The sequence below is a fragment of the Promicromonospora sp. MEB111 genome, from assembly GCF_030209445.1.
Classification (GTDB): Bacteria; Actinomycetota; Actinomycetes; order Actinomycetales; family Cellulomonadaceae; genus Promicromonospora.
Window position 1 is genome coordinate 21984 of sequence record NZ_JARVSD010000021.1, and the last position, 16655, is coordinate 38638.

Here is a 16655-nt window from a genome sequence, read left to right on the forward strand (position 1 = left end):
CGACCGGACCTCCTCTTCGAAGCCTAGGTTTCTCCGCTTTGAGGCGCCTCAAAGCGGAGAAACCCAGGCCTCGAAGGGGAGGATCGACGGCGCGCCCGGCTCAGCGGGGCGCGTACGCCGTCTTCGGCAGGTGGTAGGCCAGGTCCGCGGCGGTCTCCACGGCCTCGTCCAGGTCGAGGCGGTGCTCCGCGACCAGCCGGGCGAGGTAGCCGGCGTCGACCCGGCGGGCCAGGTCGTGCCGGGCGGGGATCGAGCAGAACGCGCGGGTGTCGTCCACGAAGCCCGACATGTTCGAGAACCCGGCCGTCTCGGTCGCGGCCTCCCGGAACCGGCGCATCGCGTCGGGCGCGTCCAGGAACCACCAGGGCGCGCCCAGCCGCAGGGCCGGGTACACACCGGCCAGCGGCGCGAGCTCGCGCGAGTACACGTCCTCGTCGATGGTGAACGCGATCATCCGGAAGGTCTGCGAGCTGCCGAACGCCTCCAGCACGGGCCGCAGGCCGGTCGCGAACTCGGTGGCCACGGGGATGTCGTAGCCCTTGTCGGGGCCGAACGCCGCGGCGACGGCGGGGTCGTGGTCGCGCAGCACGCCCGGGTGGAACTGCATGACCAGGCCGTCCTCCGCCGACATCGCGGCCATCTGGAACAGCATGTGCGCGGAGAACGCCGCCTCCTCGGCGGCGGAGAGCACCGCGCCCTCCGCGGCCGGCTCGGCCGCCAGGGCCTTCTCGAAGAGGGCGCGCGCCACGTCGTCGGGCAGCGGGGTGGTGTCCGCGCTGAAGTGGCCGTGGTCCGTGGCCAGGCCGCCCGCCGCGACAAAGGCGGCGCGGCGCTCGCGGAGCGCCGCCAGGTACCCGGCGTACGTGTCGGTGGCGATGCCGGACGCCGTCGCCAGGCGCTCCAGGTCGCCCCGCCAGGTCGCGCGGGCGGGGTGCAGCAGCGGGTCGGGCCGGAAGGTCGGCAGCACGCGGCCGGGCAGCTCGGCGGCGAGGCGCGCGTGCTCGTCGAGTGTGCTCCAGGCCGGGTCCGTGGTGGCGATGACCTCGATGCCGAACCGGTCCAGGAGCGCGCGGGGGCGGAAGTCGGGGTCGGCGAGCCGCTCGGCGACCTGGTCGTAGACCTGGTCCGCCGTCTCCGCCGACGGCCGCACCGTCACGCCGAAGATCTCGACGAGCTCGTGCTCCGTCCAGTAGCGCGTGGGCGTCCCGCGGAAGTGCCTCCAGCCCGCGCAGAACCGGCGGAAGATCTCGCGCGGGTCGGCCTCGAACCCGGGCGCACCGGCGGGGCCGACCCCCAGCTCGGGGAGCATGGCGCCCTGCGACACGAGCATCCGCGTGAGGTAGTGGTCGGGCACCACGAGGAGCTGGGCGGGGTCGGGGAACGGTTCGTCGTCCGCGAAGGCGGCGACGTCGACGTGGCCGTGCATCGACACGATCGGGAGGTCCCGGACCGCCGCGTAGATCTCGCGGGCGATGGGCCGCGTCACGGGGTCGGCGGGCAGGGCCCGATCGGGGTGCAGCGTCCAGGTGTCGGTCACATTGTCCTCCTGCGGGCATCGTTGCCGGTTCGGGTAAGCGCTTCCACATCGTAGGCACGGCCCCGGCCTCGATACGAACGAGAGGCTCTCTCCACATGAGACAGACGGGACGTTGCGAACGTTTGCAGTCAAACCCTACGATAGGTGCAAACGTTCGCAGTGTCGCGAATCACCCAGGAGGTGGCATGGTCACGGTGCACGACGTCGCGCGCGCCGCCGGGGTCTCGATCTCCACGGTGTCGCGCGCCCTGACCGCCCCCGAGCGGGTGGCCGCCGCGACCCGCGACCGCGTCACGAGGGCCGCCGCCGAGCTCGGCTACCGGCCCAACGTCGCGGCGAGCGGCCTGCGGATGGGCCGTACGCACGCCGTCGGTCTGCTGGTCCCCGACCTGGAGAACCCGTACTTCGCGTCCGTGACCAAGAGCGTGCAGGCCCGCGCCCGCGCGGAGGGCTACGAGGTGTTCGTCGCCGACTCGGACGAGGACCCCGACGTCGAGCCCGAGCTGATCGGGGCGCTCGCCGCCCGGACCGACGGGCTGCTCGTGGCGTCGCCGCGGTCGGGCGAGGCGGAGCTGCGTACCGCGCTCGTGGGCCTGACCGCGGTGCTGGCCAACCGGGAGCTGCCCGCCGTCGCCGCGGAGCCCCGTTCGGGATCGGGCTCCGGCGGCGCGGCCGAGGGTGAGGGCGCGGCGCAGGAGATCCCGTTCGTGTCGGTGGACGACGCCGACGGCGTGGCCCAGATCGTCGGGCACCTGCACGCGCTCGGGCACCGGTCCGTGGGCGTGGCCGCCGGCCCCGCGTCGTCGTGGTCGGGTGCCCGCCGGGTCGCCGGGCTGGTCGACGCCGCCGCCCGCTGGGACCTCGACCTGGTGCGGCTGGGCACCTTCCAGCCGTACTTCGCGGGCGGCACGCAGGCGGCCGACCACGCGGTCGCGAGCGGCGTCACCGCCGTCGTCGCGTTCAACGACCTCATGGCGCTCGGCATCCTGAGCCGGCTGCGCCAGCGCGGGGTCGACGTGCCGGGCCAGATGTCCGTGGTGGGGTTCGACGACGTCCAGCTCGCCACGCTGGTCTCGCCCGCGCTGACCACCGTGCACGCCCCGCTGGCCCGCCTGGGCCGGCGCGCCGTCGACCTGCTGCTCGCGCGCCTGCGCGGCGGCACGCCGGCGAGCGTCCAGCTCCCCGTGGAGCTCACGATCCGCGGGTCCTCCGGGCCCGCTCCCGCCGGGACGGTCAACTGACGCCCGTCCTGGCAGACCCTGGGCGAAGGAGCCCGAGAGAGAGGAAGCACCATGCGCACCTCGAAGAAGGCTGCGGCGCTCGTCGGCGTCGCCGCACTGACCCTGCTCACCGCCTGTGCCCCGCCCGCCCCGCCCGGAGGCGAGAGCGGGGGCGCGGTCACCGACGCGGCCGACGTCCCCGGGACGCCGTCGGAGCCGGTCACCCTGAACATCCTCGACGTCGCGGGCAACCAGCGGCTCACCGAGGGCATGGTCGACGAGTTCGTCGAGAACAACCCGGACGTCATCGAGTCGGTGACCTGGGAGACGGGCGGTGCGCCGGACGTCACGGGCATCGTCAAGCCGCAGGTGGACAGCGGCAACCTGTCCATCGACGTGGTGTTCACCGGGAACGACGGGCTCGCGGCCGGCATCAGCCAGGACCTGTGGATCCCGGTCGTGGACGACTACGGCGACCGGCTGACCAACCAGGAGAACTACCTGGAGCCCGCCGCGAACATGCAGGAGCTCGCCGAGGGCTACGGCGTGGTGACGACGTACTACCCGTCCGGGCCGCTGCTCCAGTACGACCCCGAGGTGGTCGGCACCCCGCCGGCCACGCCCGAGGAGCTCCTGGAGTGGGCCAAGGCCAACCCCGGCAAGTTCGGCTACGCGCGCCCCGCCAACTCCGGCCCGGGCCGCACCTTCCTCATGGGGCTGCCCTACATCCTGGGTGACAAGGACCCGAAGGACCCCGAGAACGGCTGGGACAAGACCTGGGCGTACCTCGAGGAGCTGGGCCAGTACGTCGACACCTACCCCACGGGCACCGGCCAGGTCGTGACCAACATGGCCGACGGCACCTGGGCGATGATCCCGACCACCACCGGCTGGGACATCGCGCCGCGTGCCGAGGGGCAGCTCCCGAACACGCTGGAGGCTGCCGCGTTCGACGACTTCACGTGGGTCACCGACGCGCACTACGCCGCGATCCCGAAGGGGCAGAGCGCCGACAAGATCAGCGCGATCCTGCTCCTGCTGCAGGACATGCTCACTCCTGAGCAGAACGCCAAGGCGTACGACGCCGGCTACTTCTACCCGGGCCCGGCGATCGAAGGCGCGACGCTCGACCTCGCCCCGCAGGAGTCGCAGGACGTGATCGAGGAGTTCGGCCGCCCCCTGTTCGACGAGCTCATCGAGTCGCAGGACGCCGTGACGCCGCTCGACGCGGACTCCATGGTGACCGCGTTCGACATCTGGGACCGCGAGGTCGGCGGCGGCAAGGTGGAGGAAGAGGCAGAGTGAGCGACTTCGAGTCCCTGGAGCTGCGGGGCGTCGGCCGCAGCTTCGGCGGGATGGACGCGCTGGCCGGGCTGGACCTGACGATCAGGGCGGGCGAGTTCGTGGCCCTGCTGGGCCCGTCGGGCTGCGGCAAGTCGACGGCGCTGAACTGCCTGGCCGGCCTGCTGCCGCTGACGCACGGCGAGATCCGGCTGGACCGGAGGCGGATCGACACCCTGCCCCCGGAGCGGCGCGGGTTCGGCATGGTCTTCCAGTCGTACGCGCTGTTCCCGCACCTGAGCGTGGAGAAGAACGTCGCGTTCGGGCTGCAGATGCAGGGCGTGCCGCGGGCCGAGATCGCCTCGCGGGTGCGCGCGGCGATCGACCTGGTCAAGCTCGGCGAGCACGCCAGGAAGCTGCCCGGCCAGCTCTCGGGCGGGCAGCAGCAGCGGGTCGCCATCGCGCGCGCCGTGGTGCTCGAACCGTCGCTCGTGCTCATGGACGAGCCGCTGTCGAACCTCGACGCCAAGCTGCGGCTCGACATGCGCACCGAGATCCGGCGGCTGCACCAGTCCCTGGGGCTCACGACGATCTACGTGACGCACGACCAGGAGGAGGCGCTGTCCCTGGCCGACCGCCTGGTCGTCATGCGCGAGGGTCGCGTGCAGCAGGTGGGCACGCCCGACGAGCTCTACGAGAGCCCGACGAGCTGGTACGTCGCCGACTTCATGGGCTACCGGAACATCCTGCCCGCGACCGTCGTCTCGGCGTCCGGGGGCGAGGTCGTGGTGGAGCTGCCGGGCACGCGTGGCTCGGCCGGGTCGGTCGGGTCGGGCGGCGGCGGTGTGTTGCTCACCGGTCGCGCGGTCGGCGCCCTGGGCGCGGGGGACCGCGTGCGGGTGGCGGTGCGCCCGGAGGACTTCTCCGTGGCCGGCTCGGGCCCGGCGGGGACCGGCGGGTCGATCCCCGGGTCCGTCTCGGTGGTCGAGTACCACGGGCGCGAGTTCGCCGTCGGGGTGCAGGCCGGCGACACCATGCTCCACGCCCGCGCCACGACGGCGCCCGACGTCGGCGGGGCGGTCACGCTGACGGCCCCCGTCGAGCGGGTGCTGGTGTTCCCGGAGGCGCTGGACGCCGTCGTGCCGCAGGCGGTGGCGGCGTGAGCGTCGGTCAACGGCCGGGGCGCGCCACCGCGAGCCTGCGGCACCGCCTGGCCGAGCGGGGCGTGGACCCCGCCCTGCTCCTGCTCCTGCCGGGTCTCGTGGTCGCCGTCGCGCTGTTCGTGTACCCGTTCTCGTACGGGATCGGGCTCACGATCCAGCCCACCGCGGCGATGCAGGAGCAGTGGGGCGGCGGCGTCCTCGCCAACTACGTCGCGTTCTTCCGCGACCCGTTCGTGTTCGACTCGGTGTGGCTCACGATGCGCCTCGCCCTGCCTGCCGCCCTGTTCAACGTGCTGGCGTCGGTCCCGGTGGCGATGGTGCTGCGGCACCGGTTCCGCGGCAAGCGGCTGCTGACGTCGCTGCTGGTGCTGCCGATCACCCTGGGCACCGTGCTCACCGCGCAGGGGCTGCTGATCTTCGCGGGGCGGCAGGGCTGGATCAACCGGGCGCTGCTGGAGGTCGGCCTGATCGACGAGCCGCTCAAGCTCGTGAACAACTACCTGGGCGTCATGTTCTCCCTGGTCATCACCGGCTTCCCGTTTGCGTTCCTGCTCATCTCGTCGTACCTGTCGGGCATCGACCCGTCGCTGGAGCAGGCCGCGAAGACGCTCGGCGCCGGCTGGTGGCAGCGGTTCCGGCGGATCGTGCTGCCGCTGCTGGCGCCCGGGCTGGCCACCACGTTCATCCTGACGTTCGTGCTCGCCTTCTCGGTGTTCCCGTCGGCCCGGCTGGTCGGTGACGCCATGGGCGAGACCCGGGTCATGTCCCTCATGGCGTTCCGGGCGTTCGGCGAGCAGAACGACTACGCCATGGCGTCCACCATCGCGCTGATGATGGGCGCGGTCGAGCTGCTCGTCGTCGTCGCCGTGCTGGGCCTGCGCTCGCTGCTGTACCGCGGGACCACGGGAGGGAAGGGCTGATGGCCACGTCAACGCTGGAGCGGCCGCTCGCCGCACGGCCGTCCACCTGGTTCGTCTGGGCCGGCATGACGGCGTTCGGGGTGTTCCTGCTCGGGATCCTCGTCGCCGTCGTGGTCGACTCGTTCGGCCGGCAGTGGTTCGACACGTGGCTGCCCGACGGGCTGACCACCGAGCGGTACGTCGAGGCCTGGGACCGGTTCGCCCTGGGCGAGGTGGTGGGTGTCACCGTCGGCGTCGCCGTGCTCGTCGTCGTCATCTCGGTGCTCGTGGGCGTGCCCGCCGCCTACGTGCTGGCCCGCCGCGACTTCCCGGGCAAGCGCGCCGTCATGCTGCTGTTCCTGCTGCCGGTGCTCATGCCGCCCATCACGTACGGCATCCCGCTCGCGACCGTCATGTACTCGTTCGGGCTGGGCCGCACGCTGACCGCGGTCGTGCTCGTCAACCTCGTGCCGTCGGTGCCGTTCGTGATCCTGACGATGACGCCGTTCATCGAGCAGATCAACCCCGCCATCGAGTCGGCCGCCCGGATGTGCGGGGCCCGCACCTGGCAGGTGTTCACGCGGATCCTGGCCCCGCTGCTCGTCCCGGGTATCCTCGCGGCGGCCATCCTGGTGCTCGTGCGGACCGTCGGTCTCTTCGAGCTGACCTTCCTCGTGTCGGGCCCTGGTTCGGACACACTCGTCGTCGCCATCTACCGTGGCATGACGGCTGCCGGCGGTGGTGAGGCGAGACAGCTCATCTCGGCCCTGTCGGTGATCTACACCGCGACGATGCTCGTCATGCTCGTGGTGGCGCTGCGGTTCGTGAACCCGACGCAGCTCGTGGCACAAGTCAAGGAGACACGTGATGACTGAGGACCGCCTGCACCGGGACCACCTCCCGGGCGGCATCGACGCACCCGTGATGCCGACGTCGGTGGGGATCGTCCACCTCGGCATCGGCGCGTTCCACCGGGCGCACCAGGCCGTGTACACGGAGCGCGCCGCGATCGCGACGGGCGACACCACCTGGGGCATCCTGGGCGTCACCCAGCGCTCCGCGACCGTGCGCGACCAGCTCCGCCCCCAGGGCGGTGTGTACTCGGTGCTCACCGCGGGGGAGCAGGAGTCCTCGGTCGAGCTCGTCGGGTCCGTGGTCGACGTCGCCTACCCCGCCGAGGAGACCGAGCGCGTGCTGGCGGCGCTCGCGGCGCCGTCGACCCACGTGGTCACGCTGACGATCACGGAGAAGGGCTACGCCCGGCGGCCCGACGGGTCGCTGGACACCGAGGCGGTGGCCGGGGACCTCGCGGCGCTGGCCGCGGTGGTCGCCGCCGGGGGCGCGGCCGAGACGGTGCGGCCGGCGGCGTCGGCCATCGGGCTGCTGGTGCGCGGGCTCGCCCAGCGCGCCGCGTCCGGCGCGCCCATCACCGTGCTGACCTGCGACAACATGGTCGACAACGGCCGGGTGCTCGAACGCCTGGTGCGGGAGGCCGCGGACGCGGCCCTGCCCGGGCCCGAGGGCGACACCCTGCGCGCGTTCATCGACGCGAGCGTCACGTTCCCGTGCTCCATGGTCGACCGGATCGTGCCGGCGACGAGCCCAGAGCAGCGCGACCAGGTGGAGCGGACGCTCGGCGTGCGGGACGAGGGCCTCGTGGTGGGCGAGCCGTTCGCGCAGTGGGTGATCGAGGACCGGTTCGCCGGCCCGCGCCCCGCGTGGGAGGCGGCGGGCGCCACGCTGACCAAGGACGTCGCGCCGTTCGAGCAGGCCAAGCTGCGGCTGCTCAACGGGACGCACTCGCTGGTCGCGTACTCCGGGTGGCTCGCGGGGCACTCGACGATCGCGGGCGGCGTGACCGACCCGGTGATCGCCGAGCGGGCGCGGCAGTACCTCTTCGAGGACGCGCTGCCGACGCTCACCGCGCCCGAGGGCCTGGACCTGCGGCAGTACGGCGAGCAGATCCTGTCCCGGTTCGCGAACCCGCACACGGGGCACACCACGGCCCAGGTGGCGATGGACGGCACCCAGAAGATCCCGTTCCGCTGGGGCGGCGTGCTCGCGGACTCGCTCGCCGCAGGGCGGGAGCCGCAGGGGGTGGCGTTCGGCCTGGCCGCGTGGGCCGAGTTCGTCCGACGCCGGACGCACTCCGGCGAGGGCATCGACGACCCGCGGGCCGCGGAGCTGGAGGCGCTGGTCGGCGCCGCCGAGGTGCCGGGCGGCTCGGACGGGCTCGGCGACGTCGAGGGGCTGGCCGGCGCCGAGGAGGACCTCCGGGCGCTGCTCGCGCTGCCGGGGCTGCTGCCTGCCGGGACGCCGGAGTCGTTCGTCGACGTGGTGGCCGCGGAGATCGAGTCGGTCCTGGGCTGACCTCTCGGGCTGGCTGGGTCTGGCTTGGTCGGATGCTCCGGCCGGCCGGGCGGGCCGGCGCGCTCCGTCCCCTTCGAGGCCTAAGTTTCTTCGCTTTGGACAGCTCCAAAGCGAAGAAACTTAGGCCTCGAAAGGGATCGGGACGGCCTTCCGTGTGTCCGGTCCGGGCCACCGTGGCGGGAAAGCCCTTTCCATCGACGAGGGTCACGGGTAGGGTTCCTGCGGATCGGCGCGGCCGGGTCGCGTCGACTCGATAGGGTGATCGATCACACGCGTCGACGAGGACGGAGCACGATGAGAGTCACGATCCTGGGCACAGGTGCCATCGCCGGAGCCCACGCACGAGCGATCGCGGACCTGCCGGCGCACGGCGTGGACGCGACCCTGGTGCACGCCGTCGACATCGACGCGGCGCGGGCGGAGGAGTTCGCCCGCGAGCACGGCGTCGCCGCGCACGGGACCTCCCTGGACGACGTGCTCGCCGAGACGGACGTGCTGCACGTCTGCACGCCGCCGGGTGTGCACGCGGACGTCGCCGTGGCCGCGCTCCAGGCGGGCGTGCACGTGGTGGTCGAGAAGCCTGCCACGCTGTCCCTCGCCGAGATCGACCGCATCGCGGACGCCGAGGCCGCCTCGACGGCGTCGTTCACGCAGGTGGTGCAGCACCGGTTCGGGCACGGGGCGCGCCAGCTCCGCCGCCTGCTCGACGACGGCGCCCTGGGCCGACCCCTGGTCGCCACGTGCGACACCCTGTGGTTCCGGGCGCCCGCGTACTTCGAGGTGCCGTGGCGCGGCCGGTGGGACACCGAGGGCGGTGGGCCGACGATGGGCCACGGCATCCACCAGTTCGACCTGCTGCTGGCGACGCTCGGGCCGTGGTCCGAGGTGACGGCCATGGCGGGCCGCCTCGCCCGGCACGTCGACACCGAGGACGTCTCGATGGCGATCCTCCGCTTCGAGAGCGGCGCGATGGCCACGATCACCAATTCGTTGCTGTCGCCGCGGGAGACCTCTGACCTGCGGTTCGACACCGAGGCGGCGACGATCGAGCTGTCGCACCTGTACGGGTACACCGACGCCGACTGGACGTTCACGCCGGCGGCGGGCCATGACGACGTCGGGCAGCTGTGGCAGCCGGACCCCGAGGCGCTGCCGTCGGGGCACCTCGCCCAGTTCGTGCCGACGTACCGGGCGTTCGCCGCGGGCGAGGCGCCGCCGGTCACCGCGGCCGACGCGCGCGGCACCCTGGAGCTGGTCGCCGCGATCTACCGGTCGGCATTCACGGGCGCGATCGTGCGGGCGGGCGAGATCGGCCCGGGCGACCCGTTCCACGAGTCCATGCGCGGCACGGGCCCGAGCTGGGCCCCGCTGAAGGACACGCCGACCCCGGCCCCCGCCGCGAGCTGACGCCGCCGCCCGGCTGCGGGCTGCGGCGTCGGCCGGGTGCCCGCCGTCGAACGTAGGCCTGGTCGCCCCATGAGCCCTCATGCGCCGACGACTCCTACGTTCGACGGCCTGGGTTGAGCCCGGCGCGGGCGGCGGCTTGAGCCCGGCGCGGGCGGCGGCGTTCAGTGCTGACCAGTCGGCGCCGTGGCAGTGGCGTGATCAGTGGCGACAGCGCCACCAGATCAGCGCTCGCCGACGTTCAGGCCCCCGTGGTGGGCCGGGTTCCAACGATGCAGTTCGTTACGAATTCCTGACCTGGGGCTCTGGACAACGCTTCCCGGAGCGGTATTGTATCGATTCAGTCGGCGGTCGAGGATGCAGCCGGCCACCAGCAGCACACAGAGCAAGGAGGCTCACGTGGTCCGCACACGCACCACCCGAAAGACTGCGGCCGTCCAGGTCACGGCCCTCGCAGCGGCTTCGGCCCTGGCCCTCTCTGCCTGCGGCGGCGGGACGACCGCCTCGGCCGAGGCGGCGCCGGTAGCCACCGACCGGGACATCGAGCTGTCCCTCGTCTGGTGGGGGGACGACGACCGCGCGGCCCGGTACGAGGAGGCGGTGGCGCTCTTCGAGGAGCAGCACCCGAACATCGACGTGCAGACGCAGTTCCAGGCCTGGGACGACTACTGGACCGCGCGCAGCACCGAGGCAGCGGGCCAGACCCTGCCCGACGTCTTCCAGATGGACCTCGCGTACATCCACCAGTACGCGTCGAACAACCAGCTCCTGGACCTGTCGAACCAGCTCGGCGTGAACCTGGACACCGACGACTTCGACGAGACGGTGCTCGCCTCCGGCTCGGTCGACGACGGCCAGTACGGGATCCCGACCAGCACCAACACCCTCGGCATGATCCACCACGACGACCTCCTGGACGAGCTCGGCATCGAGCCGCCGGAAGAGGGTCTGACCTGGGACGAGTACGACGCCTGGATCCGCGAGGTCAGCGCGGCGGGCGCCGACCACGACCCGCAGATCTACGGCGGCACCGACTACACCGGCACGCTGTGGCTCTTCATCCAGTGGCTGGTGCAGCAGGGCAAGACGGCGTTCGCCGACGACGGCTCCCCGGCCTTCGAGAAGGCCGACCTCGTCGCCTGGGCTGAGCGCACCCAGCCGCTGCGTGACGACGGCGTCTTCTTCCCGGTCGAGCGGGCCAAGCAGGTCGAGCCCCTCACCGGTATGCAGGTGGGCCAGGCCGCTACCGAGATGACCTGGGACAACATGATGGCCGGCTACTCGGCCGGCGCGGGCTCCGAGAACCTCGACCTGCTCCCGGTGCCGACCGGCGCCGACGGCTCGGCGCAGTTCTGGAAGCCGTCGATGCTGCTCTCGTCGTCGGCGACGACACAGGAGCCGGACGCCGCCGCGGCGCTCATCGACTTCCTCGTCAACGACCCCGAGGTGGGCAAGATCTTCGGCACCTCGAAGGGCGTGCCCGCCGTGGCGGCCCAGCGTGACGCCATGGAGGTCGAGGAGGGCTCGATCGACGACAAGATCGTCGGCTACGAGGAGCACGTCGCCGAGCGCGTCACGGAGGACACCCCGCTGCCCGTCGAGGGCTACGGCGTGGTCGAGGCCGAGTTCAAGCGGCTGGGTGAGGAGCTGTCCTACGGCAACATCACGCCGGAGGAGTTCGCCGACCAGTGGTTCCAGAGCGCCGAATCGAACCTCGGCGGGTCCTGACCATGTCCGCGACCACCACCGAGCGCGGGCGCTCGGCCGGGCGCGGCGGCGTGCGGGGGACGGCGACGTCGTCGTCCCCCGCACGGGGCGGCGGCAAGCCGCAGCGCGACCGGTCCGACGTGAAGGCCGGGTACGCGTTCCTGTCCCCGTGGCTCCTCGGGTTCGTGCTGCTGACGGCGGGCCCCATGCTGATGTCGCTGTACCTCGCGTTCACCGACTACAACCTGTTCCGGGCCCCCACGTTCGTGGGCATCGACAACTTCACCGCCCTGTTCGCTGACCCGCGGTTCCTCAAGTCCGCCCAGGTGACGGCGGTCTACGTGCTGGTGGGCGTGCCGGTCAAGCTGGCCGCCGCGCTCGCCGTCGCCGTGCTGCTCAACGCGAAGCACCGCGGCCAGGGCGCGTACCGCTCGATGTTCTACGCGCCGTCGCTCATCGGGGCCAGCGTCTCCGTGGCGATCGTGTGGCGCGCCATGTTCATCGACGACGGCATCGCCGACCAGGTCCAGCAGTTCTTCGGCCTGCCGGCCGGCGGCTGGGTGGGCGACCCGAGCATGACCATGCCGATGATGATCCTGCTGGCCGTGTGGCAGTTCGGCGCCCCCATGGTGATCTTCCTGGCGGGGCTCAAGCAGATCCCGGCCGAGCTGCACGAGGCGGCCGCCGTCGACGGCGCCGGGCCGATCCGCCGGTTCGTCTCCGTGACGCTGCCGATGCTGTCGCCGGTGCTGTTCTTCAACCTGCTGCTCGAGACGATCGGCGCGTTCCAGGTGTTCAGCTCCGCCTTCATCATCTCCGGCGGCACCGGCGGTCCCGCCGACTCGACGCTGTTCTACACGTTCTACCTCTACCTCAAGGGCTTCACGGAGTTCCGGATGGGGTACGCCTCGGCCATGGCCTGGGTGCTCGTGCTCGTGGTCGGCATCATCACCGCCGTCCTGTTCCGCACCTCGCGTGCCTGGGTCCACTACACGGGAGACGTGCGATGACGACAGCGACGACCACCGCCCCGAGCCCCGTCGTGGACTCCTCCCCGAGCGTGACGGCGACCCGGCGCAAGCGCCTGCGGTCCGTCGTGTTCCACGTGCTCGTGATCGCCGTCGCCGTGGTGATCCTGTACCCCGGCGTGTGGATGGTCATGAGCTCGTTCAAGCCGAGCGGCGACATCGTCGGCAACGTGAACCTGTGGCCCGAGACGTGGACGCTGGCGAACTACACGTCGGCGCTGAGCGGCATCGGCGGCGTCTCGTTCTGGACGTTCGTGCTCAACTCGCTGATCCTCGCGGTCGGGTCGGTCGTGGGCATCGTCCTGTCGGCCACCGTGTCCGCCTACGCGTTCGCCCGCATCAGCTTCCCGGGTCGCGGGGTGTACTTCGCGGTGATGATCGGCACGATGCTCCTGCCGTTCCACGTGGTGATCATCCCGCAGTACATCCTGTTCAACTCCATGGGCCTGGTGAACACGTTCGTGCCGCTGCTGGCGCCCAAGTTCCTGGCCACGGAGGCGTTCTTCGTCTTTCTCATGGTGCAGTTCCTCCGAGGGCTGCCGCGTGAGCTCGACGAGGCGGCGCGCATCGACGGCTGCGGGCACTGGGGGATCTTCCGGCTCGTGCTGCTCCCGCTCATGCGGCCGGCGGTGATCACCAGCTCGATCTTCGCCTTCATCTGGTCGTGGAACGACTTCCTCGGCCCGCTGCTCTACCTCAAGCGGCCCGACACCTACCCCCTGCCCATCGCGCTGCGGCTGTACGTGGACCAGACGTCGGTCTCCGACTACGGCGCGCAGATGGCCATGGCCGTGCTCGCGCTCGTGCCGGTGCTGCTGTTCTTCGTGGTCTTCCAGCGGTACCTGGTGGACGGCGTCGCGACGCAGGGCCTCAAGGGCTGAGCGCCGTGAGCGCACAGGAGCAGGCCGACGAGTCCGCCGCGCCGCCGGCCCGCGGACGCCGTCTGGCCGGTGAGGGCTGGTTCCCCCTGCTGGGGGAGACGCTGCTGACCGGGCTGCTCGTGCTCGGCGGCAGCCTGCCCGTGGTGACCGCCCCGGCGGCGGTCGCCGCGGGGGCCGCGCACCTGCGGCGGCACCTCGGCGGCTATGACACCTCGGTCCGTTCGTTCTGGCGGGACTGGCTCGCGGCCGTGCGTGGACTGTGGGTGCTGGGCGTGCTCGTGCTGGTCGCCGCGGTCGCCGTGACGGTCAACACCGGGCTGACGGCGTCGGGCGCGCTGCCGGGCGCGTCCGCCGTGCGCTGGGTGACGTGGGCGGCCGCGGCCTGCGGCGCGGTGGTCCTGGTCCGCACGACGGCGGCGTGGTCGGACGGCGGTGCGGGGGCCGGGGCGGACGACGGCGGCGTCTGGCGGCTGCTGTCCCGCGGCGCGGCGCGCTCCCGTGACGACCTGGTGGGTTCGGCGCTGCTGCTGGCGGCCGTGGTGATGTGCGTGGTGCTCGTCTGGATGTTGACGCCGCTCGTCCTGGTGACGGGTGGCCTGCTCAGCCTGGCGGCGGTCGCCGTCGAGACCCGGCGGGCACAGCCGCGCCCGGTCGACTGAAAGTGCGCCTCTACCCAGCCATCTGGCCCGAAACCCAGCAGGTTCCGGGCCAGATGACTGGGTAGAAGCGCACGTCTTCGTGAGATCGAGAATTCAGAGAGGAATTCGACAATGATCCCGAGAACTATCCGGACCGGAGCCGTGCTGGCGACGGCACTCAGCCTCGGCCTGAGCGGGGTGGGCGCCGTGGCGTTCGCGGCCACCGCCTCGACCGCCGTCCCCGCCAGCACCCTGACCACGGTCCCGGCCGCCGACGCGACCACCGCCCAGGGCGACCCGAGCGCCCAGGGCGAGCGGCCGACGTCGGGCACCGGGAACTCGACAGGCACCGAGAAGCTGGGCCGCGGGCTCGTGGCCGCCGCGACCAGCGAGGGCGTCTTCCTGAGCTGGCGCCTGCTCGCGCCGGAGGTCACCGGCCACACCGACGCGGGGCTCAAGGGTCCGGGCTTCGCGGTGTACCGCGACGGCCGGCGCGTCGCGACGGTCACGGGCGCGACCAACTACCTCGACGCCGCGGGCACGGCGGACGCCCGCTACCGGGTGGTGCCGCTGAGCGGTCCGGACAGGGGCCGGGCGGCGTCGGCCGACGTGTGGGGCGACGGGCACCTGGACATCCCCCTGAACAAGCCGGCCGACGGCGTCACGCCCGCGGGCGAGGCGTACACGTACCGGGCCAACGACGCCTCGGTCGCGGACCTCGACGGCGACGACGAGTACGAGATCGTCGTGAAGTGGGACCCGTCCAACTCCAAGGACGTGTCCCAGGTGGGCTACACGGGCAACGTCTACCTCGACGCCTACGAGCTGGACGGCACGCAGCTCTGGCGCATCGACATGGGCGTGAACATCCGCGCGGGCGCGCACTACACGCAGTTCCCCGTCTACGACTACGACGGCGACGGCCGCGCCGAGCTGATGGTCAAGACCGCCCCCGGCACGCGGGTGACCACCTACCGGGACGGGAAGCCGGCCGGGCAGCGCTACGTGCCGATCGCCACGGACGACCGGGCGGCCGGGGTGCGGGACACCGACGACTACCGGATGTCCGCCGGGGACTACTACGAGCACCTCGTGGACACGTTCCGCGGCTGGTCGACGCGTCCGGAGGTCGTCTCCGGTCAGTGGCCGGCCACGCTGGAGGAGGCGTGGGGCATCGACGCGCGGTGGACCTACCCGCTGTCCGACGCCGACGCCCGCGCCGCCGTCGACCACTTCATCGACGTGTATGCGCCGTCCCGCTCGACGCGCAACCAGCTCCGGCTCTTCGAGGGCTTCGTGATCAGCGGTCCGGAGTACCTCACCGTCTTCGACGGGCTCAGGGGGCGTCCGCTGGAGACCGTCGACTACGAGCCCGGGCGCACCGACGACGGGCTGCGCTGGGGCGACTACGCGATGGCGCGCATCGAGCCCGGCAACCGGGTGGACCGCTTCCTGTCGGGGGTCGCGTACCTGTCCGAGGGCAAGGCCAGCGCCATCTTCGCGCGCGGCTACTACACGCGCTCGACCATCGCCGCGTACGACTGGAACGGCAGGCACCTGACCCGGCGCTGGCTCGCGGACTCGGGCTGGACGCCCATGTCCAACCCGTTCGACGACAGCCCGCACGGCGTGCCGGGTACCTCGCCCGAGTGGGGGAGCATCACCACGCAGGGCTTCCACTCGCTGTCGGCGGCCGACGTCGACGGGGACGGCCGGCAGGAGATCGTCTACGGCTCCGCGACGCTCGACGACGACGGCTCGCTCCTGTACTCGTCGTTCGACACCCTGCCGGACGGCTCCGCGAACCCCGGGGCGACCGCGGGTCTGGGCCACGGTGACGCCATGCACGTGACGGACATCGACCCGGACCGGCCGGGGCTGGAGATCTGGACCGCGCACGAGGGCGCCACGTGGGCGCCCTACGGCTCCGTGATGCGTTCGGCCGAGGACGGCGAGGTGCTGTTCGGGCAGTACTCCGGGCGGGACACCGGTCGCTCGATGATCGGCGACGTGCTGCCCGGCGTGCCGGGCATCGAGGTGTGGGCGTCCATGCCGGACGGCACCCTCGGGTCGGGCACGCTGAGCGCCACGGGTGAGCAGGTGGCGACGTCGACCATGGGGACCAACCAGTCCGTGCGGTGGGCGGGCGACGGCACCACGCAGATCGTGGACGGCGCCGACCCCGCCGTGCCGACGATCAAGGGCTGGTCGCGCGGCGTCGTCGCGACCCTGGACGGGACGCTGACCAACAACGGCACCAAGGGCAACCCGTCGCTCGTGGCCGACGTGCTCGGCGACTGGCGCGAGGAGGTGCTGGTGCGCACCACCGACTCGACCGCGCTGCGGCTGTTCACCACGACGGAGCCCAGCGACATCGCGCTGTACACGCTCATGCAGGACCCGCAGTACCGCGTCGAGGTGGCGCGGCAGCAGACGACGTACAACCAGCCGTCGTACCCGAGCTTCTACCTGGCCTCGGACACGGACTGGTCCACGGTGCCGATCCCGGGCCGGGACTGACCGCCGG

Annotated in this window: 13 protein-coding genes; 12 read left to right on the forward strand and 1 reads right to left on the reverse strand. The window is 72.2% G+C overall.

Annotation, left to right across the window (positions count from 1 at the left end; all coding sequences use genetic code 11):
- Positions 1–100: 100 nt before the first annotated feature.
- The gene (uxaC, locus tag QRN56_RS23685) at positions 101–1537 is read right to left on the reverse strand and encodes a glucuronate isomerase (protein ID WP_285107439.1); all 1437 of its coding nucleotides are present in this window, start codon (positions 1535–1537) and stop codon (positions 101–103) included.
- Positions 1538–1722: 185 nt separating this feature from the next.
- Between uxaC and QRN56_RS23690 the strand changes: the two genes are divergently transcribed.
- From QRN56_RS23690 to QRN56_RS23745, 12 genes are all read left to right on the forward strand, one after another.
- Positions 1723–2778: a LacI family DNA-binding transcriptional regulator gene (locus QRN56_RS23690; RefSeq protein WP_285107440.1), complete on the forward strand. Its 1056-nt coding sequence runs from the start codon at positions 1723–1725 to the stop codon at positions 2776–2778.
- A 51-nt stretch (positions 2779–2829) separates the two neighbouring features.
- Entirely contained in the window at positions 2830–4062 is a 1233-nt protein-coding gene (locus QRN56_RS23695; protein ID WP_285107441.1) for an extracellular solute-binding protein, read from the forward strand.
- A complete protein-coding gene (locus QRN56_RS23700; RefSeq protein ID WP_285107442.1) occupies positions 4059–5201 on the forward strand; it encodes an ABC transporter ATP-binding protein in 1143 nt (380 codons plus the stop codon). Before QRN56_RS23695 ends, QRN56_RS23700 begins: the two co-directional genes overlap by 4 nt.
- Positions 5198–6121, forward strand: a complete 924-nt coding sequence (locus QRN56_RS23705; RefSeq protein WP_285107443.1) for an ABC transporter permease — start codon at positions 5198–5200, stop codon at positions 6119–6121. Before QRN56_RS23700 ends, QRN56_RS23705 begins: the two co-directional genes overlap by 4 nt.
- A complete protein-coding gene (locus tag QRN56_RS23710) occupies positions 6121–6975 on the forward strand; it encodes an ABC transporter permease (RefSeq protein WP_285107445.1) in 855 nt (284 codons plus the stop codon). Before QRN56_RS23705 ends, QRN56_RS23710 begins: the two co-directional genes overlap by 1 nt.
- Entirely contained in the window at positions 6968–8470 is a 1503-nt protein-coding gene (locus QRN56_RS23715) for a mannitol dehydrogenase family protein (RefSeq protein WP_285107447.1), read from the forward strand. The genes QRN56_RS23710 and QRN56_RS23715 overlap by 8 nt, the downstream gene beginning before the upstream one ends.
- A gap of 294 nt (positions 8471–8764) precedes the next feature.
- Positions 8765–9877 carry a Gfo/Idh/MocA family protein gene (locus tag QRN56_RS23720; RefSeq protein ID WP_285107449.1) on the forward strand — a complete coding sequence of 371 codons (1113 nt, stop codon included), beginning with the start codon at positions 8765–8767 and terminating at the stop codon, positions 9875–9877.
- 396 nt (positions 9878–10273) lie between these two features.
- On the forward strand, positions 10274–11602 hold the full coding sequence (locus tag QRN56_RS23725) for an ABC transporter substrate-binding protein (RefSeq protein WP_285107450.1): 1329 nt from the start codon (positions 10274–10276) through the stop codon (positions 11600–11602).
- Between the two features lie 2 nt (positions 11603–11604).
- On the forward strand, positions 11605–12591 hold the full coding sequence (locus QRN56_RS23730) for a carbohydrate ABC transporter permease (protein WP_285107451.1): 987 nt from the start codon (positions 11605–11607) through the stop codon (positions 12589–12591).
- Positions 12588–13490, forward strand: a complete 903-nt coding sequence (locus tag QRN56_RS23735; RefSeq protein WP_285107453.1) for a carbohydrate ABC transporter permease — start codon at positions 12588–12590, stop codon at positions 13488–13490. Before QRN56_RS23730 ends, QRN56_RS23735 begins: the two co-directional genes overlap by 4 nt.
- 5 nt (positions 13491–13495) lie before the next feature.
- Positions 13496–14149 carry a Poxvirus protein I5 gene (locus QRN56_RS23740; RefSeq protein ID WP_285107455.1) on the forward strand — a complete coding sequence of 218 codons (654 nt, stop codon included), beginning with the start codon at positions 13496–13498 and terminating at the stop codon, positions 14147–14149.
- A 111-nt stretch (positions 14150–14260) separates the two neighbouring features.
- Positions 14261–16648, forward strand: coding sequence for a rhamnogalacturonan lyase (locus QRN56_RS23745; protein ID WP_285107456.1), 2388 nt, complete (start codon positions 14261–14263; stop codon positions 16646–16648).
- Positions 16649–16655 lie beyond the last annotated feature (7 nt).